This is a genomic window from Luteimonas sp. RC10, from assembly GCF_014192745.1.
Classification (GTDB): domain Bacteria; phylum Pseudomonadota; class Gammaproteobacteria; order Xanthomonadales; family Xanthomonadaceae; genus Luteimonas.
In genome coordinates this window covers 1-19422 of record NZ_JACHYJ010000004.1, presented here as the reverse complement: position 1 = coordinate 19422, position 19422 = coordinate 1, and the positions used below count along the sequence as shown (strand labels likewise).

Genomic DNA, 19422 nt, shown 5'->3' with positions numbered 1-19422 from the left:
GGCAAGGGTGGCCATGCCCTGGACAACGCGCGGACGCGGCCAATGGGGTTGCGGCTGCGGCTGCGGCAATGGTCGCGCTTTTGGGTATGCTGCCGCAGGATCTGAATCGTCGAGCACCGTGCCTGTCTGCCATCGCATGAACGCGGCCGTTGCCGCCGACGACGCCGAAGCGCCGCTCCGCGCCGTCATCGCGACGGCGCCTGCGGGTGCGGCGGTGGCCGTGACCTGGGCATCGCACGCGTCCGGCAGCGGTGTGCTGACCTCCGGCCATGCGCCGGGCGACCTGGCTGCACTGGCGGATGCGACCCTGCACGCGGGCACCGAGGGCGATACGACGGCGCCGGCCGGCCTGCGACGTTACGCTCGTGCAATGGTGCAGGACGACGGCCGACTCGCGATCGCGATTCAGGTCGCCGCGGGCGATGACGCTGCCGCCGCGGCCTGGTTGCCCGCGGCCCTGCACGGCGTGGCCGGTGCGCTGGCGTTGGCGCGCGCCGAGCGCCGGCTCGAGTCGATGCGCCGGGCCGAACGGCTGCAGCAGGCGCTTTATGAAATCGCCGAGCTGGCCAGTTCCACACTGGACATGGATGAGGTGCTGGCGCGCATCCATGCCGTCGTCGGCCGGCTGACCACGGCCGAGAACTTCTACATCGTGCTCTACGACGATCTGCGCGAGACGTTGCGCTTCCTGTACTTCGTCGACGAACGCGATCCCTGGCAGGCCGATCCGCAGCAGGAACTGTCCATCGCGCAGATGCCCGACAGTCTGACCACTGTGCTGCTGCGCGAGGGGCAGCCGATGCTGGGCCCGTCGGCCGCATTGCGCGCCCAGTACGGCCTCCCCGACAGCGACACGCTGCACGGCCCCGACAGCGCCGATTGGCTCGGCGTACCGCTGCGCCGCGACGGGCGCATCTGCGGGGCGCTCGTGGTGCAGAGTTACGACCAGCCTGACCGCTACCGCGATGAGGACCGGGCGCTGCTGGAGTTCGTCGCCCAGCACATTCTGACTGCGCTCGACCGCAAGCGTGCCCAGGCCGAGCTCGAGCGGCGGGTCGCCTCGCGCACGCAGGAACTGCAGACCGCCAACCGCGGACTGCAGGCCCAGATTGTCGAGCGCGAGCGCGCTGGCACCTTGCAGCGTGCGCTGTATCGGATCAGCGAACTGTCGGCAGCCCCCGGCAGCCTGGAGCGTTTCTACGCGGACCTGCATGCGATCGTCGGCGAACTGCTGTACGCGCGCAATTTCTACATCGCCATGCTCAGCCCCGACGGCACCCGGCTGGAATTTCCGTACTCGATCGACGAGCGCGATGCGGTTCGCCGGGCGCGGCCGCGCGGCGACGGCTTGACCGAGTATGTGATCGCAACCGGCGCGCCGTTGCTGGCCATGCACGAGGACATCCGGCGGCTGGAAGCGGCCGGGGCGCTGCGCAGTCACGGCAGCCACGCGCAATGCTGGCTGGGCGTGCCGCTCGGTCGCGACGGCCGGCCGGTCGGAGTGATCGCAGTGCAGAGCTACGACCCGCAGATCGCGTTCTCGCCCAATGACCAGGCGCTGCTGACCTTCGTCGCCCATCACATCGACAGCGCGATGGACCGCAAGCGCGCGCAGGAACAGCTCAAGGCCGCGCACACGGAACTGGAGTTTCGCGTCGAGGCGCGCACCCGCGAACTGGAACGCGCCAACCGCGAGTTGCGCGCGCAGATCGGCGAGCGCATCCGCGCCCAGCAACGCCTGGTCCATCAGGCGCGCCACGATCCGTTGACCGGCTTACCCAACCGCGTGCAACTGCTCGAACGCCTGGATGCCGCGCTGTCGCCGCTGCGCGAGGGCGGGCGGGCCGCGTTCGCGGTGCTGTTCCTCGACCTGGACCGCTTCAAGCTGGTCAACGACAGCGTCGGCCATGCGGCCGGCGACGCCATGCTGGTCGAGATCGCCCAGCGCATCACCGCCTGGCTGGGCCCCGACGACATCGCCGCACGGCTGGGCGGCGACGAGTTCGCGATCCTGCTCGGCGGCGTCGACGATCCGGGAATCGCCGATCGCCGGGCGAGTGCGCTGCTGGCGGCGCTGGCCAAACCGGTCTGGGTCGCTGGGCGCGAACTGTTCCCGTCGGCGAGCATCGGCATCGCGATGTCCCATCCCGAGTACGTGGACGGCGATGGCGTGCTGCGCGACGCGGACGCGGCGATGTACCGGGCCAAGGCCTGCGGCCGCGATCGCAGCGAGCGCTTCGACGAGGCAATGCGGGCCGAGGCCATGCGCCTGCTGGATCTGGAGGCCGACCTGCGCCGGGCGATTCTGCAGGACGCGTTCGAGCCGCACTTCCAGCCGATCGTGCGCCTGGCCGATGGCGCGGTTGTCGGCCACGAGGCCTTGCTGCGCTGGCGGCACGAGGTGCACGGGCTGCTGTCGCCGGCCGAGTTCATCGGCGTCGGTGAGGACAGCGGGCTGATCGAGCAGGTCGACTGGTTGATGTACCGCCAGGTCTTCCGGCACATGGCGGCCGATGGCGGTACCGGCTACGTCTCGATCAATGTCTCGCCGCGACACTTCCGCTCCGAGGACTTCGTCGAGCGGCTGCTGCGGCTGATCGACGAGGCCGGCGCCGACCCGCGCCGGCTGCGGATCGAGATCACCGAGGTCGCGCTGCTCGACGATGCGCCGCGTGCGCTGCGCATGCTCAACGTGCTGCGCAGTCATGGCGTGCTGGCGCTGCTCGACGACTTCGGAACCGGCTTCTCGGCGTTGTCGTATCTGCACCGCTTTCCGATCCAGGCGCTGAAGATCGACCAGAGCTTCGTGCTCGGGCTGGGGGGAGAGATGCACGCCGAAAGCCTGGCGCTGGTGCGCGCGATCCTGGCACTGGCGGCGACGCTGGGCATCGACACCATCGCCGAAGGCATCGAGACCGCGCAGCAACGCGATCTGCTCGCAGGGCTGGGTTGCCAGTACGGCCAAGGCTTCCTGTACGGGCGTCCGGCCGCCGAACGCGCAACCGGCATCGGTTGAGCCGGGCCGGCGACGCGCTCAGCGCGTGCGCTGCAGCCAGTCCAGCGCGCCCTGCGCGGCGCGCCGGCCGCTGGCAAAGCATGCGGTCAGCAGATAGCCGCCGGTCGGCGCTTCCCAGTCGATCATCTCGCCGGCAACGAACGTGCCCGGCAACGCGCGCAGCATCAGCGCCTCGTCGAGCGCCTCGAAATGGACGCCACCCGCGCTGGAGATGGCCTCGGCCAGCGGGCGCGGGGCGCGCAGGATCAGCGGCAGCCGCTTGATCACCGCGGCCACGCGCGCGGCATCGCCCAGCGCATCGCGATCGAGCCGTTCGAACAGCAGCGCGGTCTTGGCGGCATCCAGGCCGGTCGCCCGGCGCAGGTGCTCGCCGATGCTGCGGCGCCCGCGCGGGCGTTCGAGATCGCGCTGCAGACGCGCGGCATCGCGTCCCGGCGCGAGGTCGATCTCGAGCCGGGCGTGGCCGTCGCGCACGATCGTGTCGCGCAGCGCACTCGAGATCGCGTAGATGGCGCTGCCTTCGATGCCAGTCGTCGTGAGCACGCACTCGCCCTGCAACGCCTGCGGCGTGCCGTCGGCCGCGCGCCAGTGCAGGATCACCGGCTTGAGCGGTGCACCGGCATGGCGCTGCGCCAGGTGGGCGCTCCAGCCGATATCGAATCCGCAATTGGCCGGCACCAGCGGCGCGACTTCGATGCCGCGTGCCGCGAGCAGGCTCTGCCATGCGCCGTCGGAGCCCAGCTCGGGCCAACTGCCGCCGCCCATCGCCAGCAGCACCGCGTCGGCCGCATGCGTCTGCGGCCCCTGTGGTGTCGCGAAGTTCAGCCGATCGTCGGCATCCCAGCCGGTCCAGCGATGCTGGACATGGAAGCGCACGCCGTCCTCGCGCAGTTGCCGCACCCAGCCGCGCAACAACGGCGCGGCCTTGAGATCCTCCGGGAACACCCGCCCAGAACTGCCGACGAAGGTCGCCACCCCGCGCGCCTTCGCCCAGTCGCGCAGCGCCTGCGCATCGAAGGTGTCGAGCCAGCGCCCGACCGCGTCCGCGCGCGCGCCGTAGCGGGCGTCGAACGCCGGCCTGGGCTCGGCGTGGGTCAAGTTCAACCCGCCCTTGCCGGCGATCAGGAACTTGCGCCCGACCGAGCCCTTGGCATCGAACAGGTCGACCTCCACGCCTGCGGCGCGGGCGACCTCAGCTGCGAACAATCCCGCAGGACCGCCGCCGACGATCGCCAGGCGGGAGGGAGCAGGGGAGCGGGGCGCATCGGACATCGCGCCATTATGCCGGCCGCCGGCACTCATCCCCCAACCACAGGCGCACTGCTAGGCTCCTGGGCAGACGTTGCGAACAGCAGGACTCGGCCATGGCGACCGGATGGGCAAGCGACGGTGCGGTGCAGGATCAGATCGATGCGACCGTCAAGGACGCGATCGAGCGCGCGCGCAGCCAGCTGCGCCGCGGCCCCGGCCTGCGTCATTGCGAGGAATGCGATGCGCCGATCCCCGAAGCGCGTCGCATCGCCGTGCCCGGTGTGCGGCTGTGCGTCGAGTGCCAGGCGCAGCATGACGAGGACCGTGCATCGGCCGGCTACAACCGCCGCGGCAGCAAGGACAGCCAGTTGCGCTGATGCGCGTGCCTCGCGCCGTGCTTGCGGCGAGCCGCCCACGATCGCTACCGTGGGCGGCCTTCATGTCAGGAACGCCCCATGATCCAGCGCATCGACGCCGGCCCGCGCATGTCCGAGGCCAGCATCCACAACGGCATCGTCTACTGTGCGGGGCAGGTGCCCGAGACCGCCGGCGCCGATATCGGCGTCCAGACCCGCGAGGTATTGGCCGCGATCGACACGCTGCTGGCGCAGGCCGGCAGCGACAAGACCCGCATCCTGCAAGCGCAGATCTACCTGGCCGACATCGCGGATTTTGCCGGCATGAACGCCGAATGGGACCGCTGGGTGGTCGCCGGCCAAGCGCCGTCGCGCGCGACCGTCGAGGCACGGCTGGCCGACCCGGGCTGGCGGATCGAGATCGTCGTTTCGGCCGTCGTCGGCTGACATCCGGCACCCCGGGAGCAAAGCGGGGTCGGAAACACCGGGGTCAGAATGCAATTTCAGCTCGCGAAATTGCACTCTGACCCCGGTTTTTGCGGTTTGCGTCCGATGCGCCGGGTCACACGTCGAGCGGATCGCCCCGCTTGGCGCCCACGCCCTTGGGCTCGGGCAGGGCGCCGCCGCGCCAGCGTCGCAGCGCCCGTTGGAAGAACAGACTGTTGGGCACCTGCAGCACGGTGCCCGCGCCGTCACCGTCGTCGGTCTCGCGCAAGGTCGTGTAGACCAGATTGATGTCCACGACCTGGCCGCGCAGGCCCGGTTTCTCGCCGTTCTCCAGCAGCTCGACATGGTCGTAGAGCCGGAACGGCCGCGTGGTCAGGATCAGCATCGTGCAGAAGATGTTCGACAGCACGCTCCAGGCCGCGAAGAACGCCACCGCGCCCACTGCCGCAAAGCCCGTGAATGCGGTCCACAGCACCGTGCCCGACACGCCCATGCGCTCGAGCGCCAGCAGCAGCGCGGCCGCGTAGATCAGGAAGGTCATGACCCGGCGTGCGCCGACCACCGCTTCGGGTGGCAACGTGTAGCGGCGTCCCACGCGGTCGAGCAGGCGCCGCCCGAGCAGGCGCAACAGCCAGGCCGCGAGCAGGATCAGCAGGATCTGGCCGCCCGGCACGACGATGTCGAGCCACTCATGCAGCCAGGGAGGAAGACGATCGGTCAAGCGCACACCCACTTCGCACAAGGCGCCCGCGGCGCCGTCGTGGGAATTCTACGCGCGGCACCGCTGGGCCGCGGCGCGCACGCAGCGCGGCGTGTTGCCATGGTTGCCGATCGTGAACTCGACATGCCGAACGCGACGGACATCGACGGGCTGCCACGCGTACGAAATGCTCATGCGTCGGACACGAAAAAGCCGGCACTGGGCCGGCTTGTCCGATACTGCTGGTGGGCGGTGCAGGGTTCGAACCTGCGACCCTTGCCGTGTGAAGGCAATGCTCTACCGCTGAGCTAACCGCCCGAAACGCTGTCGCCAGGACTGGGGAACGTTGCCGTTCCGCTGTCTGTTCGCCGGGGCCGCAAGGCTGCCGGTGCGATCGGGACGCGCATTCTACGGTCGAATCGACGCGCCGACAAGCCACGCGTGCAGGCGTGTCGCCAGCGCCGTCCCTGCGCTCAGAACCGCTCCGACAGCACGCGGCGGATCTCGGCCTCGATCGGGCCGCGCATCGCCGAGAGCAGGAAGCCCAGCTTGGCGGTCACGTGCAGGCTGTCGGGCAGCAAGGCGATCGCGCCGTCGACGCCGGAGCGGTTGAAGTTGAGCGTGTCGCCGTTCCACGCGTACTTCATGTCGAAACGCTCGGCCAGCAGGCGCGCGACGTCTTCGACTGCGCTGCGTGCCTCGGCTTGCGGCAGGGAGTGGGGGTGGGTGATGTCGATACCGGACATGTCGGTCGCTTTGTCTGGATTGGGCGCTCATTCTGGGGCGCCGCGGCGCATCGACCAAGTGACGGATGCGGCGCGCGGCGTGGCTCGTGCTAGATTTCCGCCGCATGACTGCGCTCAAGCTGCGTTTTCCCGGTTCCTCGACCGATGATCTGCCCCTCGATGCGGGCGAGCTCGGGATCGGCCTGCGCGCCGACGGCGCCGGGCTCGGCCCGGTGTCGACCGAGGCGGCCTGCGTGCGGGTGTGCGTCGACCGCCGCGGCGTCTGGCTGACGGTGGGCGAGGACGCGGGCGGCGTCCACGTCAACGGGCGGCGGATTCAGCGTGTGGCGATGCTGCGCACCGGCGATGCGATCTTCGTTGCCGGGCACGAGTTGCGTCTGCTTCCCGAGCAGCCGCCCGCGCCGCCGTCCGCAGAAGACGTGCCGCAGGGCGATGCGGCCGATCCCGATCCGCGCATGGTGCTGCGCGGGCTGGGTGGTCGCTACCACGGGCGCTGCTTCACGCTCGACCGCGCACGCCTGATCGGTCGCCAGTCCGATGCCGACATCCGCATCGACGATCCCGGCTTCGCCGATCGCCATGCGCGCCTGGAGCGGGTAGGCGATCGGGTGCGGCTGATCGACCTGGGCTCGGCGGAAGGCAGCGTGGTCAATGGCCAGACGGTGCGCGACGCGCTGCTGCAGCCTGGCGACCAGATCGTGTTCGACGCCCACCATCGCTTCGTCGTCGAAGCGCCGGCCCGCGGCGGCATGATCACCTTCGGCCACGGCCCGGCGGACGAATTCGACGATGGGCCCGATCCGTTCGATGTTCCGGCGACCGGGCGCTTGCGGTTGCCCTGGCTGTTGCTTGCGGCGGTGCTGCTGGCCGCGGCGCTGGGTGCACTGTTCCTGTTCGGCGCGAGCTGAGCGGGTACGCGGTCTTCGAAGGAGCGATCGATATGCTCGCCTTCAGCATCTGGCACCTGCTCATCCTGCTGTTCCTGGTCGCGATCTTCGCTGCCGTGGTCGGGATCGTCGTCTGGGCGATCGTGCGCAGCCAGCGCAAGCCGCCACCCCGCCTTGATGAGGGCCTGGTGGCGCAGGTGGCCGCGCTCGACCGCCTGCATCGCGAAGGCGCGATCGATGCGGACGAGCATGCGCGCCGCCGTGCCGCCCTGCTGTCTGGCCGCTGACGCTTTCGGCTGCGGATGACCGTCAGCGCGCCGCGGCGCGTCGCCGCGCCAGCGCCTTCCACACCCGCCAGCCCAGCAGCAACGCCAGCAGCCCGGCGTAGAGCGCGGGCTCGCGCCAGTCGGATTTCACGATCCACCAGAAGTGCAGCACTGCCAGCGCGGCGATCGCGTAGACCAAGCGGTGCAGGCGGCCCCAATTGCGGCCCAGCCGGCGCATCCAGCCAAGCGTCGAGGTCACCGCCAAGGGCACCAGCAGCAGCCAGGCCAGAAAGCCCACGGTGATGTAGGGCCGGCGCGCGATTTCGGTGGCCACCTGCGACAGGTCGCCCACCAGGTCCAGCGCCAGCCAGGCAGCGAAATGCAGGCTGGCGTAGGCGAAGGCGTACAGCCCGAGCATCCGCCGAAAGCGCAGCGGCGCGGTCCATCCGCTGAGCTGACGCAATGGCGTGATCGCCAGCGTGATCAGCAACAGGCGCAGTGCGCCGATGCCCAGTTCGTGTTCGATCGCCACCACCGGTTCGGCGCCGAGCGCGTCGATGTTGCCGCCGCCGAGCACGCCCCACACACGCCAGCCGAGCCAGGCCAGCGGTGCGAGCGCCAAGGCGTGCACCAACGCCTTGCCGGCGACGATGCCGGTCGGTGTCGCACGGCGCTGGCGCGCGCGCGCTGGGCTCAATACCACTTGCGCAGATCCATGCCGGCGTAGAGCGAGGCGACCTGGTCCGCATAGCCGTTGAATGGACGGGTGTCGATGCGGTTGGCAAGCAATCGGTTGGTGCCGGCGATCCGGCGCTCGGTCTTCTGGCTCCAACGCGGGTGGTCGACCGCCGGATTGACGTTGCTGAAGAAGCCGTATTCCGACGGCTGCAGGTCGTTCCACGCTGTACTGGGCATGCGTTCGACGAAGCGGATCTGCACGATCGACTTGATGCTCTTGAAGCCGTACTTCCATGGCACGACCAGTCGCAGCGGCGCGCCGTTCTGTTGCGGCAGCGCCTTGCCGTACAGGCCGGTTGCCAGGAACGCGAGCGGGTGCATGGCCTCATCGATGCGCAGGCCCTCGCGATACGGCCAGCGGATCGAGCGGAAGCGCAGGCCCGGCATTTGCTCGCGGTCGGCCAGCGTGGTGAACGCCACGTACTTGGCCTTGGCGGTGGGCTCGAACCGGCGCAGCACCGCGGCCAGCGGCACGCCGGTCCACGGGATCACCATCGACCAGCCTTCCACGCAGCGCAGGCGATAGATGCGCTCTTCGCTGGCGATGCCGCGCAGCAGGTCTTCGAGCGCGATGCGTCCGGGCTTGGCGCATTCGCCGGCCAACTCGACGCTCCAGGGCGTCGTGCGCAGGGTCTTGGCCGCGCGCGACGGGTCGGCCTTGCCGGTGCCGAACTCGTAGAAGTTGTTGTACGAGGTGATGTCCTCGTAGCGGGTCAGCGGCTCGTCGGTGCGAAAGCCGCTGCGCGCCTGTGCCGGGGTGACCGGGGCGGTGCTGGGCGGCGGCGGTTCGGCCTCCGCGCAGCCGGCCAAACCCAGCGCCGGGGTCGCGGCCAGCAGCGCGAGCAGGCGACGGCGGTCGCGATAGACCGCCTCGTCGGTGATTTCGGATTCGGGAATCCGCAAGGCGTCGCGCAATGACATCGCTGGCTCCTGGCGCGTGCGCGCCGCAAATGGGGCAACGCGGAATACGTTGCCATCGCAACCATTGGCCGCGCGTCAAGGCTGCTGCACTGCGGCATACTTGCCGGCCTGCGAACGAGCGGAGTCGAGCGATGGCGCGAGCCTACAACTTTGCCCCTGGACCTGCGGCATTGCCTGAAAGCGTGCTGAAACAGGCCCAGGCCGACATGCTGGAATGGGGCGATGCCGGCGCCTCGATTGTCGAGATGAGCCACCGCGGGCCGGAGTTCATGGCCGTGGCCACGCGCGCCGAGGCCGATCTGCGGACGCTGCTCGCGGTGCCCGACGATTACGCGGTGCTGTTCCTGCAGGGCGGGGCGACCACCCAGCAGGCGCTGATCGCGCTGAACTTCGCGGCGCCCGGCGACACCGTCGACTATGTCGTCAGTGGCCATTGGGGACGCACGGCGCTGCGTCAGCTCACCCCGGCGGTCGCGGTCAATGTCGCCGCCAGCGGCGAGGCCGATGGCTTCCGCACGATCCCGGCGCGCGAGACCTGGCGCCTGACGCCGGGCGCCGCCTACGTGCACATCACCGCCAACGAGACCATCCACGGCGTCGAGTATCGGCCGGCCTGGGGGGCGCCCGCGCCCGACACCGGCGATGTCCCGTTGTTCGCCGATTTCAGCTCGAGCATCGCGTCCGAGCCGATCGACATCAGCCGCTACGGCCTGATCTATGCCGGCGCCCAGAAGAACCTCGGGCCGGTCGGCCTGTCGGTCGTCATCGTGCGCCGCGACCTGCTCGAGCGCGCCGGCCAGCCGCGCGCCGACATCTTCAATTACGCCTCGCATCTGGCCAACGACTCGATGCTCAACACCCCGCCGACCTGGAACTGGTACCTGGCCGGCCTGGTGTTCCGCTGGATGCTCGACCAGGGCGGCACCGCCGAGTTCGACCGCCGCAGCGACGAGAAGGCCGGGCTGCTGTATGCCGCCATCGACGGCTCGGGCGGCTTCTACCGCAACGATGTCGCGCGCGAGGTGCGCTCGCGCATGAACGTGCCGTTCTTCCTCACTGACCCCGCGCTCGACGCCGACTTCCTGGCCGGCGCGCGCGAGGCCGGGCTGATCGGGCTCAAGGGCCACCGGGTGCTCGGCGGCATGCGCGCGTCGATTTACAACGCGATGCCGGTCGAGGGCGTCCGCGCGCTCGTCGCCTACATGCAGGATTTCCAGCAGCGGCGGGGATGAGCGGCCCGCCACCCCGATGTCGTCCGGCATCGATAGTGACCGCGAAGCCGGCGATGGAGGGCCGGGCAGGGGCCCGAGCGTCCGACATTGCGGCGTCACGGACGGCGTCGGTATGTCGGCGCCAGCGTTGTGCGACCGTATCCCAGCATCGATTCTGAGAGACCATTGATGGCCGCCAAGCCGAAGAAAAAAGCCGCCGACAAAGCCGCACCGCCGCCCGACCTGGCCGCGGTGCGCGCACAGATCGACGGCATCGACCACCAGATCCAGACCCTGATCGCCGAACGCGCGCAGTTCGCGCGCCAGGTCGGCAAGGCCAAGGGCAAGCTCGCCGCCGCTGTCGACTACTACCGACCCGAGCGCGAAGCCCAGGTGCTGCGCCGCGTGGTCGACCGCAACGATGGCCCGTTGTCGGACACCGAACTGGTGCGCCTGTTCCGCGAGATCATGTCGGCGTGCCTGGCCCAGCAGGAGCCGCTGAAGATCGGCTACCTGGGCCCGGAAGGCACGTTCTCCCAGCAGGCGGTGCACAAGCAGTTCGGCCACTCGGCGATGGGTCTGCCGCTGGCGAGCATCGAAGAGGTGTTCGACGAAGTCGCCGCCGGCCATGCCGATTTCGGTGTGGTGCCGGTCGAAAACTCCGGGCAGGGCACGATCCAGTCCACGCTCGACCTGTTCCTGACCTCGCCGCTGCGCATCTGCGGCGAGGTCGAGCTGCGCGTGCACCAGTATCTGCTCTCGCGCACGGGCCGGCTCGACGAGATCGAGCGGGTGTATTCGCATGGATTGTCGCTGGCGCAGTGCAAGGGCTGGCTGCGCCAGAACCTGCCGCAGGCCGAGAAGCACGCGGTGGTCAGCAACGCCGAGGGCGTGCGCCGGGCGCGGAAATCCGACGATGCCGCGGCGATTGCCGGCGAGAACGCTGCGCACGTCTACGGCATGAAAGTCATCGCGGGGCCGATCGAGGACCGCAGCGACAACACCACGCGCTTTCTGGTCATCGGCCGCGGCGCCTTTCCGCCGTCGGGCAATGACCGTACCTCGCTGATGGTGTTCATCCGCGACCAGCCCGGCGCGCTCTACCGCATCCTCGAGCCGCTGGCGCGGCGCGGCATCAGCATGAACCGGATCGAATCCAGGCCCGCGCACGGCGCGCTGTGGCAGTACGCCTTCTTCATCGACGTCGCCGGCCATGTCGACGAGTCCCCACTCAAGGACGCACTGGGCGAGATCGACGCCTTCGCCGGCGATGTCCGAGTGCTGGGCTCCTACCCGGTGGCTGTGCCATGAGCGCCGCCCGCTGGATCGCCACCGCCGGCGCGCCGCTGCGCGGCGAACTCGATGTGCCGGGCGACAAGTCGGTCTCGCACCGGGCGATCATGCTCGCCTCGCTGGCCGACGGCACCTCGCGCATTACGGGCTTTCTCGAAGGTGAAGATGCCCGTGCCACCGAGGCGATCTTCCGCCGTCTGGGCGTGTCCATCGAGACACCTGCAACCGGCGAGCGCGTCGTCCACGGCGTCGGCATCGATGGTCTGCGTGCCACCGACGGTCCGCTCGACTGTGGCAATGCCGGCACCGGCATGCGCCTGCTGGCCGGCTTGCTCGCCGGCCAGACCTTCGACAGCGAGCTGGTCGGCGATGCGTCGCTGTCCAAGCGGCCGATGCGGCGCGTCACCGAGCCCTTGGCGCGCATGGGCGCGCGCATCGACACCGGTGAAGGCGGGGTGCCGCCGCTGCGCGTGCAGGGCGGCCAGCGCCTGGCCGGCATCGAGTACGAGAACGCGCTGGCCAGCGCCCAGGTCAAGTCGGCGCTGCTGCTTGCCGGCCTGTATGCCGACGGTGAGACGGTGATCCACGAGCCGCGGCCCACCCGCGACTACACCGAGCGCATGCTCGCCGCGTTCGGTTGGCCGATCGACTTCTCGCCGGGGCTCGCACGGCTGTCCGGCGGCCATCGCCTGCGCGCGACCGACGTGCACGTGCCGGCTGACTTCTCGTCGGCGGCGTTCTTCCTGGTGGCGGCGTCGATCGTGCCCGGCTCCGATCTGCTGCTGCGCCGGGTCGGCATGAACCCGCGCCGCACCGGCCTGCTGCATGTACTGCGACTGATGGGCGCGGACATCGAGGCATCGAATGCCGGCGAGCAGGGCGGCGAGCCGGTGGCCGACCTGCGCGTGCGTCACGCATCGCTGCGCGGTATCGATGTGCCGGAAGTTCACGTGCCGGACATGATCGACGAATTCCCGGCGCTGTTCGTCGCCGCTGCCTGCGCCGACGGGCCGACCCGGGTGACGGGTGCGGCCGAGCTGCGGGTCAAGGAGTCGGACCGCATCGCAGTGATGGCCACCGGGCTGCGCAGGCTCGGTATCGCGATCGACGAAGCGCCCGACGGCGCAACGATTCCTGGCAGCGCCGGGGCCGGGGTGGTGTTCGGCAGTGGTGAGGTCGAGAGTCACGGCGACCATCGCATCGCGATGGCGTTTGCGGTGGCCGCCCAGCGCGCAGCTGGCGACGTCGCGATTTGCGATACCGCCAACGTCGCGACATCGTTCCCCGGGTTCGTGCGGCTGGCGCGCGGGGCCGGGTTCGGCCTGCAGGGCGACTGAGAGGGCTCGGCGGCGTTCTGCCGGCGTGCAAGGTCACGCCTGCTGTTTCAGACTCGCGGCAGCGCCGTCACCCCCCGCCGAGTTGGCAATGCTGATGTTGAAGCCTGCTCCCCGTGACGGGGAGCAGGCCGATGACGTCGACGTCGCGACGCACTCAGTTGCGCGCGGTGGTGCCCGGCTGGTCTTCGAGGGTGAAGTCGACCGGGACCCGGACTGAACTCGCCTCAGGCTTGCCGTTGCGGATCGCCGGTTCGAAGGTCCAGTTCCGCGCCGCTTCCATCGCGGCGCGATCGAGATCGCGCGAGCGGCTGCGCTGCTCGACGCTGATATCGGTCGGCTTGCCGGCGGCGTCTACTTGGACGAGCAATGTGACCGAGCCCTCTTCGCGATTGCGCAGGGCCGCGGCCGGATAGTCAGGACGCGGCTGGTCCACCACGCGGGCAGGACGATCCGCAGGCGCGGTGGTCGCAGACAGGCGTGAGGTCCGGTCGGGCGTCCGCGTCGGCTCGCGTTCGGCCGGCGGGGTGACGCCATCACCGATCGTCGGTGGCGGCGGCAGCGGCTCGCTCTGCGGCATATCGCGCTTGCTCAGGAAGTACCAGCCCAGCGCCACCAGCGCCACCAGCAGCAGGATCCAGATCAGCGGGCTGGAGCCCTTGCGGGGCGGCTCCGGAGGTGGGGCGGCCGGAGGGGGCACATCGTCAGGACGCCGCATCGGATCGCTCATCGTCGTAGCTCCACGCCGGAAGATGCGCCGAGCCTCCCACCGCCGATGTGGAGAGCTTGTCAGCGACGGGCGGGGCTCAGGACTCGTCTGCGGGGGAGAATGCGATCGGCACGCGCACCTCGCCGGGGACCGGCTGACCGGCGCGCATCGCCGGTTCGAAGCGCCAGCGGCGGACCGCGCTGACGGCGGCGCGGTCCAGGCGCGCGTGTCCGCTGCTGGCGATCACATCGATGCCCGCCACGCGGCCATCGGCCCCGACCTGTACCCGCAACATCACATCGCCGGTCTCACCCCGCCGCAGCGATGCACGGGGGTAACGCGGCTGTGGCGCGGACAGTGGCCGGGGCGTGCTGTCGGCAGCCTGCGTGGTTGCCTCCGGCGGCGGCGCTGCCGGGGCTGGTGCCGGCCCGCTCGCGACCGGCGGCGAGATCGTGGCAGGCGGCCCCTGGGGCGCGCTTTCAGAGGGGCCAAAGCGTCCGCTGGCCCCGTCCACACTGGCCGGCAGCGGGGCCGGCAACGGCGTGGCGGTTCGATCGGGTGCGTCCGGCGGACCGCCGATCGCGATGTCGCCGGCCGAGGTGCGCGTGTCGCGCTGCTGCCACCACAGCCCCGCGAACAGCAGGCCGCCCAGCGCGCAGGCCGCCGCGATCATCAGCCACGCGCGCCGGGTCGGCAGCCATTGCCGAACCGCGTGGCGGGGGCGCGAGGCGGGCGAGGGTGCGGACACGGCGGGCTCCAGCGGACAGGGCGCCCGATTCTGTCACACGTCCGCCGCGCGGCCGCCGCTTCGGCGCATCGCCGATCCGGGCGATAATGCCGCTCCCGCTTTCGATGACGACGCCCCGATGCTCGATCCCAGCCTGCTGCGCCAACACCTCGCCGACACCGCCGCGCGCCTGCGCGACAGCCGCGGGTACGACCTGCCGGTGTCGCGCATCGAGTCGCTGGAGGCCGAGCGCAAGCAGATCCAGGTCCGCACCCAGGAACTGCAGAATCTGCGCAACACGCGCAGCAAGGCGATCGGCCAGGCCAAGGCGCGCGGCGAGGATGTCGCCCCGCTGCTGGCCGAGGTCGCCGGCTTCGGCGACGAACTCAAGGCCAGCGAATCCCGCCTGGACGGCATCAAGGCCGAACTCGAGGCGCTGACCTTGAGCGTGCCGAACCTGCCCGACGCCAGCGTGCCGGTGGGACGCGACGAGGCCGACAACGTCGAGCGGGCGCGCTGGGGCACGCCGCGCAGCTTCGACTTCCCGGTCCGCGACCACGTCGAGCTCGGCGCCCGCGACGGCTGGCTCGATGCCGAGGCCGCCGCCAAGCTCAGCGGCGCCCGCTTCACGGTGCTGCGCGGCCCGCTCGCGCGCCTGCATCGCGCGCTCGCCCAGTTCATGCTCGATCTGCATACCGGCGAACACGGCTACGAGGAAACCAGCGTGCCGGTGATCGTCAACGCCGACAGCCTCTACGGCACCGGTCAGCTGCCCAAGTTCGAGGAAGACATGTTCGCCACCGCGCTGGGCGAACAGAAGCGCTACCTGATCTCCACCTCCGAGATCTCGCTGACCAACCTGGTCCGCGACGAGATCGTCGAGGCCGAGCGGTTGCCGCTGCGCATGAGCGCACATTCGCTGTGTTTCCGGTCCGAGGCCGGCAGCCATGGCCGCGACACCCGCGGCATGATCCGCCAGCACCAGTTCGAAAAGGTGGAAATGGTCTCGGTGGTGCGCCCGGCCGACAGCGACGCCGAACTCGAACGCATGACCCGGTGCGCCGAGACCGTGCTCGAGCGCCTCGGGCTGCCGTACCGCCGCATGCTGCTGTGCAGTGGCGACATGGGCTTTGCCGCGCGCCGCACCTACGACCTCGAAGTCTGGCTGCCCTCGCAGCAGACCTACCGCGAGATCTCCTCGTGCTCGAACTGCGGCGACTTCCAGGCCCGCCGCATGCAGGCGCGCTGGCGCAATCCCGAGACCGGCAAGCCCGAACTCGTGCACACCCTCAACGGTTCGGGCCTCGCGGTGGGCCGCACGCTGATCGCGGTCATGGAGAACTTCCAGAACCCCGACGGCACGATCGAAGTCCCCGAGGTGCTGCAGCCGTACATGGGCGGCGCCACCCGCCTGGGCTGAAGGCCGGCGGCGGGGCGCCGACGGCGCATGGCCGCGATGAACCGCCGGGAAGCCGCCCGGTGGAATTCGTTGTGGAAATAGGATGGAAGTGGTCCAATATCGCCTATTGTCCTGATAGCAAGGCGGCTCCCCATGCAGGATCTCAACGATCTCTATTACTTCGCCATGGTGGTCGAGCATGGCGGCTTCGCCGCAGCCGAGCGAGCGCTCGGGATCCCGAAGTCCCGGCTGAGCCGGCGCATCAGCCAGTTGGAAACCGAACTGGGCGTGCGCCTGCTGCAGCGCTCGACCCGCCGCTTTGCCGTCACTGATGTTGGCCAGAGCGTGTTCCGCCATGCGCAATCGATGCTGGCCGAGGCCACCGCTGCGCGTGAGGTCGTCGACCGGCTCAGCGCCGAGCCGCGCGGCCTGGTACGCGTGAGCGTGCCGGTGAGCATCGCCCAGCAGTCGATTCCCCAGATGCTGCCCGAGTTCCTGGCCCGCTACCCGCAGGTGCGCGTGCAGTTGCACGTCAGCAACCGCCGCGTGGACGTCATCAACGAGGGCTTCGACGTTGCCGTGCGCGTGCGCGCCAAGCTCGATGACGACGGCAGCCTGGTCATGCGCAGCTTCGGCCAGATCCAGGAACTGCTGGTCGCCAGCCCCGGCTATCTCGATCGCATGGGCCGCCCCAAGGACCCGGACGAACTCAGCCAGCACACCACGATGAGCATGGGCGAGGACGAAGTGAAGCAGCGCTGGGACCTGCAGGCCGCCGACGGCACCACCCGTCGCGTCGAGCTCAAGCCCCGCGTCGCCGGCTTCGACTTCCCGATGCTGATGGCGCTGGCCAAGCAGGGCCTGGGCATCACGATGCTGCCCGAGACCCTGTGCGCCGAAGCCGTGCGCAATGGCGAACTCGAGGTCGTACTGCCCGACTGGCACCTGCCGCAGGGCATCGCCCACGCCGTGTTCGCCTCGCGCCGCGGCCTGCTGCCGGCGGTCCGGGTGTTCATCGACTTCCTGGCCGAGAAGCTGCCCCCGCTGATCGAAGCCTCGAGCCTGGATTGCCGCAACTGCGACCGCAAAGCCCGCGATTGCGCCCCGACCCCCGCGCCGCGCATCGCGCAATGCGCACCGCGTGCGACAATGTCCTGAGGCGGGGCTGGCCCGCAGGTCCAGCACTGATCCACCCGCACAGCGCGAAGCGCGGTGTAGTGTGGGAGCGCAGTAACAACGGAGAGATGGCCGAGTGGTTTAAGGCAGCGGTCTTGAAAACCGCCGAAGGGTCAAACCTTCCGTGGGTTCGAATCCCACTCTCTCCGCCAATGCAGCGCATCTATCTGATTTATTAGATAAATTTCGATTTTAGTGTTGGCGAATCAGGACACAAATCGGGTCACAACCCGATGCGTATCCCTCACCACATGTCTCGATCCTCGTCCGGCCGCTGGGCGTTTCGCCAGCGCGTCCCTCTCGACCTCAAGCCGGTTTTCGGCTGCCATCTCCTCAAGCGCTCGTTGCGTACGAACGACCTTCCGCTGGCCCGCGTGCGCGCCCTTCTGCTCGCCGCCAGCTATGCTCGTCTCTTCGGTTTGTTGAGGGATCAACGCGTGGCGAAGCTGTCCAAGGACCGTCGTGGTCAAGTTTTGGTGGACGCGTAGATAAGGGATTTTCAGGCGGTGGCGTTCTCGTAGTCGGCCGGGGATTGATAGCCGAGGGTGGAGTGCAGCCAGTGGGTGTTGTAGAAGCCGACGATGTAGTAGGTAATGTCGGCGATGGCTCCGCTGTAGTTGGCGTAGCGGCGCTGCCAGACCCGCTCCATCTTCAGATTCAGGAAGAAGCGCTCCATCACCGCGCTGTCCCAGCAGTTGCCCTTGCGGCTCATGCTGGCGACCAGCTTGTGCTTGGTCAGCAGGTCGCGGTGGGCTTGGCTGGCGTATTGGCTGCCGCGGTCGGTGTGCACGATCAGGCCTGGCTTGGGCTGGCGCAGGGCGATGGCCATCTGCAAGGCGGTACAGACCAGTTCGGCCGGCGTGTTCGGTGCCATCGCCCAGCCGACCACCTTGCGCGAATACAGGTCCAACACCGCAGCCAGGTACAGCCAGCCACGCTCGCTGCGGATGTAGGTGATGTCGACCACCCAGGCCTGATCGGGGGCCTCCGGGTTGAGGCGTCGGTCCAGGACGTTGTCCGCCACCGGCAGCGCGTGCCGGCTGTCGGTGGTATGGACGAACTTGCGCTTCCAGCGCGCCGTCAGACCCTGTTGCTTCATAAGCCGGCGCACCCGGTAGCGCCGGGCCGGCAGGCCCTGGGCTTTCAAGCTCGCGCTCAACCGACGGCTACCGTAGTGCCACCGCTGGCCAGGAAGGCGGCCTGCAAAGGTGCCGCGAGCGAGTAGGATCTCGGTGCCGCCCGCCGCCGGCGGGCGGCATACAGCTCCGAACGACTCACGCCCAGAAGTCGGCACAGGCGGGCGGTCTCGGCCTTCTCCTGCCACTGATCGATCATCTGCTGGATCACTTCAGTTCCCGGGCGAAGAAGGCCGATGCTTTTTTTAGCAAGCTGTCCTCACGCAGTCGTTGGTTCTCCCGCTCCAATTCACGGATGCGTTGCTGCTCGGGTGTCAGCGGCTTGCCTTGTCCCGGCTGCCGGCCTGCTCGGCTCGTACTAAGTCAGCCAGCGACGCACCGCGCTATCGACCACGTCCAGGTCGCGGCACACTTAGCCCACGCTCAGGCCATGGTCTCGGATCATCTGCACCACCTGCAGCTTGAAGGCGGTGTCGAAATTTCTGCGGGGGCGGGATGTCATGTTGTGTTCGGTCCTCGTTGGCGATGATCATCCCTATCGAGGTGTCCGCCAGAATTAGACCAAGACAAGCCTCATCGATCTGTAGGCGCCCGATGGACAGGCCTTTGAGGTGGAGCAGGCCGAAGGGATGGCTGGCGTAATCTTCTAGTTGCGAAATGAGGAGGGAGGTCATTGCTGGGTTTCCATTGTTTACTATGGAAACAGCAATAAATCAGGCATCGAAATCGTCAATGGGGTTGTTTCAAAAATCTGCCCGGATAGTCGTGACCTAGCATTGGTTGGCGCGGGCACTGGGCTCATTGAACTCGCTGATTTGTTGCCCGCAGTCACGCTTTTAAAATCAAATGGTTGCGGTGATCTCGAATCCCGGTCCTGGATTCATTAGCTTACTGCATTCAGTAAATAAGCTAACTTAGAAGTGCAATCAATCACAGTTTAGTTGTGAATGAAAAATAAATGCAGGATGAGATTTTGTCTGGATGGAAATAAATTGCCCGCTTCAGTTAGCTAGGTGTGTAAAGCCAGCACGTTGTTCACAGGCATCGGAATTCTGGAGATAGGCGGCTTGTAGTCGAGGCTGGCATGCGGACGATGCCAGTTGTAGGTA

Annotated in this window: 17 protein-coding genes, 2 tRNA genes and 2 pseudogenes; 12 read left to right on the top strand and 9 right to left on the bottom strand. The window is 68.8% G+C overall.

From position 1 onward, the window contains the following. Positions 1-136 precede the first annotated feature (136 nt). Positions 137-3016 (top strand): GGDEF and EAL domain-containing protein, encoded by a 2880-nt coding sequence (locus tag FHW73_RS08590; RefSeq protein WP_183426302.1) that lies wholly within the window; start codon positions 137-139, stop codon positions 3014-3016. An 18-nt stretch (positions 3017-3034) separates the two neighbouring features. Here the strand turns inward: FHW73_RS08590 and FHW73_RS08585 are convergent, their stop codons facing one another. After that, complete coding sequence (locus FHW73_RS08585; protein WP_183426301.1) at positions 3035-4288, bottom strand: TIGR03862 family flavoprotein; 1254 nt, start codon at positions 4286-4288, stop codon at positions 3035-3037. A 92-nt stretch (positions 4289-4380) separates the two neighbouring features. Here FHW73_RS08585 and FHW73_RS08580 point away from each other — a divergent pair, with 92 nt between their 5' ends. Then, on the top strand, positions 4381-4644 hold the full coding sequence (locus FHW73_RS08580; RefSeq protein ID WP_183426300.1) for a DksA/TraR family C4-type zinc finger protein: 264 nt from the start codon (positions 4381-4383) through the stop codon (positions 4642-4644). Between the two features lie 78 nt (positions 4645-4722). Next, positions 4723-5070: a RidA family protein gene (locus FHW73_RS08575; protein WP_183426299.1), complete on the top strand. Its 348-nt coding sequence runs from the start codon at positions 4723-4725 to the stop codon at positions 5068-5070. Between the two features lie 115 nt (positions 5071-5185). On the opposite strand, the gene FHW73_RS08570 is transcribed toward FHW73_RS08575, so the two are convergent. The 3 genes from FHW73_RS08570 to FHW73_RS08560 all read right to left on the bottom strand — a co-directional run bounded on the left by FHW73_RS08570 (position 5186) and on the right by FHW73_RS08560 (position 6516). After that, positions 5186-5803 carry a mechanosensitive ion channel domain-containing protein gene (locus FHW73_RS08570; RefSeq protein ID WP_183426529.1) on the bottom strand — a complete coding sequence of 206 codons (618 nt, stop codon included), beginning with the start codon at positions 5801-5803 and terminating at the stop codon, positions 5186-5188. A 210-nt stretch (positions 5804-6013) separates the two neighbouring features. Beyond that, positions 6014-6088: transfer RNA gene (locus tag FHW73_RS08565), tRNA-Val, on the bottom strand. Positions 6089-6243: 155 nt separating this feature from the next. Continuing rightward, positions 6244-6516, bottom strand: a complete 273-nt coding sequence (locus FHW73_RS08560; RefSeq protein WP_183426298.1) for a polyhydroxyalkanoic acid system family protein — start codon at positions 6514-6516, stop codon at positions 6244-6246. Positions 6517-6620: 104 nt separating this feature from the next. Between FHW73_RS08560 and FHW73_RS08555 the strand changes: the two genes are divergently transcribed. After that, positions 6621-7424 carry an FHA domain-containing protein gene (locus FHW73_RS08555; protein ID WP_183426297.1) on the top strand — a complete coding sequence of 268 codons (804 nt, stop codon included), beginning with the start codon at positions 6621-6623 and terminating at the stop codon, positions 7422-7424. A 32-nt stretch (positions 7425-7456) separates the two neighbouring features. After that, positions 7457-7690 (top strand): hypothetical protein, encoded by a 234-nt coding sequence (locus tag FHW73_RS08550; protein WP_183426296.1) that lies wholly within the window; start codon positions 7457-7459, stop codon positions 7688-7690. Positions 7691-7712: 22 nt separating this feature from the next. Here the strand turns inward: FHW73_RS08550 and FHW73_RS08545 are convergent, their stop codons facing one another. Together FHW73_RS08545 and msrP are read right to left on the bottom strand one after the other, a co-directional pair. After that, positions 7713-8321: a protein-methionine-sulfoxide reductase heme-binding subunit MsrQ gene (locus FHW73_RS08545; protein WP_183426528.1), complete on the bottom strand. Its 609-nt coding sequence runs from the start codon at positions 8319-8321 to the stop codon at positions 7713-7715. A 41-nt stretch (positions 8322-8362) separates the two neighbouring features. Continuing rightward, on the bottom strand, positions 8363-9328 hold the full coding sequence (gene msrP, locus FHW73_RS08540; RefSeq protein ID WP_183426295.1) for a protein-methionine-sulfoxide reductase catalytic subunit MsrP: 966 nt from the start codon (positions 9326-9328) through the stop codon (positions 8363-8365). 131 nt (positions 9329-9459) lie between these two features. Here msrP and serC point away from each other — a divergent pair, with 131 nt between their 5' ends. The 3 genes from serC (at position 9460) to aroA (ending at position 13169) form a co-directional block, all read left to right on the top strand. Next, on the top strand, positions 9460-10560 hold the full coding sequence (serC, locus tag FHW73_RS08535) for a 3-phosphoserine/phosphohydroxythreonine transaminase (RefSeq protein ID WP_183426294.1): 1101 nt from the start codon (positions 9460-9462) through the stop codon (positions 10558-10560). Between the two features lie 168 nt (positions 10561-10728). Then, complete coding sequence (gene pheA / locus FHW73_RS08530; protein WP_183426293.1) at positions 10729-11850, top strand: prephenate dehydratase; 1122 nt, start codon at positions 10729-10731, stop codon at positions 11848-11850. After that, positions 11847-13169 (top strand): 3-phosphoshikimate 1-carboxyvinyltransferase, encoded by a 1323-nt coding sequence (aroA, locus tag FHW73_RS08525; RefSeq protein WP_183426292.1) that lies wholly within the window; start codon positions 11847-11849, stop codon positions 13167-13169. The genes pheA and aroA overlap by 4 nt, the downstream gene beginning before the upstream one ends. A 154-nt stretch (positions 13170-13323) precedes the next feature. Here the strand turns inward: aroA and FHW73_RS08520 are convergent, their stop codons facing one another. Continuing rightward, positions 13324-13896, bottom strand: a complete 573-nt coding sequence (locus FHW73_RS08520; protein WP_183426291.1) for an energy transducer TonB — start codon at positions 13894-13896, stop codon at positions 13324-13326. A gap of 76 nt (positions 13897-13972) precedes the next feature. Beyond that, complete coding sequence (locus tag FHW73_RS08515) at positions 13973-14623, bottom strand: energy transducer TonB (RefSeq protein ID WP_183426290.1); 651 nt, start codon at positions 14621-14623, stop codon at positions 13973-13975. Positions 14624-14741: 118 nt separating this feature from the next. Between FHW73_RS08515 and serS the strand changes: the two genes are divergently transcribed. The 4 genes and pseudogenes from serS (at position 14742) to FHW73_RS08495 (ending at position 17665) form a co-directional block, all read left to right on the top strand. Continuing rightward, entirely contained in the window at positions 14742-16022 is a 1281-nt protein-coding gene (gene serS, locus FHW73_RS08510) for a serine--tRNA ligase (RefSeq protein WP_183426289.1), read from the top strand. A gap of 132 nt (positions 16023-16154) precedes the next feature. Next, positions 16155-17081: pseudogene (locus tag FHW73_RS08505) on the top strand (LysR family transcriptional regulator); the annotation flags it as partial. A gap of 158 nt (positions 17082-17239) precedes the next feature. Next, positions 17240-17329 (top strand) — tRNA-Ser (locus FHW73_RS08500). Positions 17330-17428: 99 nt separating this feature from the next. Further along, on the top strand, positions 17429-17665 hold the full coding sequence (locus tag FHW73_RS08495; protein WP_183426287.1) for a DUF6538 domain-containing protein: 237 nt from the start codon (positions 17429-17431) through the stop codon (positions 17663-17665). An 11-nt stretch (positions 17666-17676) separates the two neighbouring features. On the opposite strand, the pseudogene FHW73_RS08490 reads toward FHW73_RS08495, so the two are convergent. Then, positions 17677-18815: pseudogene (locus FHW73_RS08490) on the bottom strand (IS3 family transposase). Positions 18816-19422: the final 607 nt, after the last annotated feature.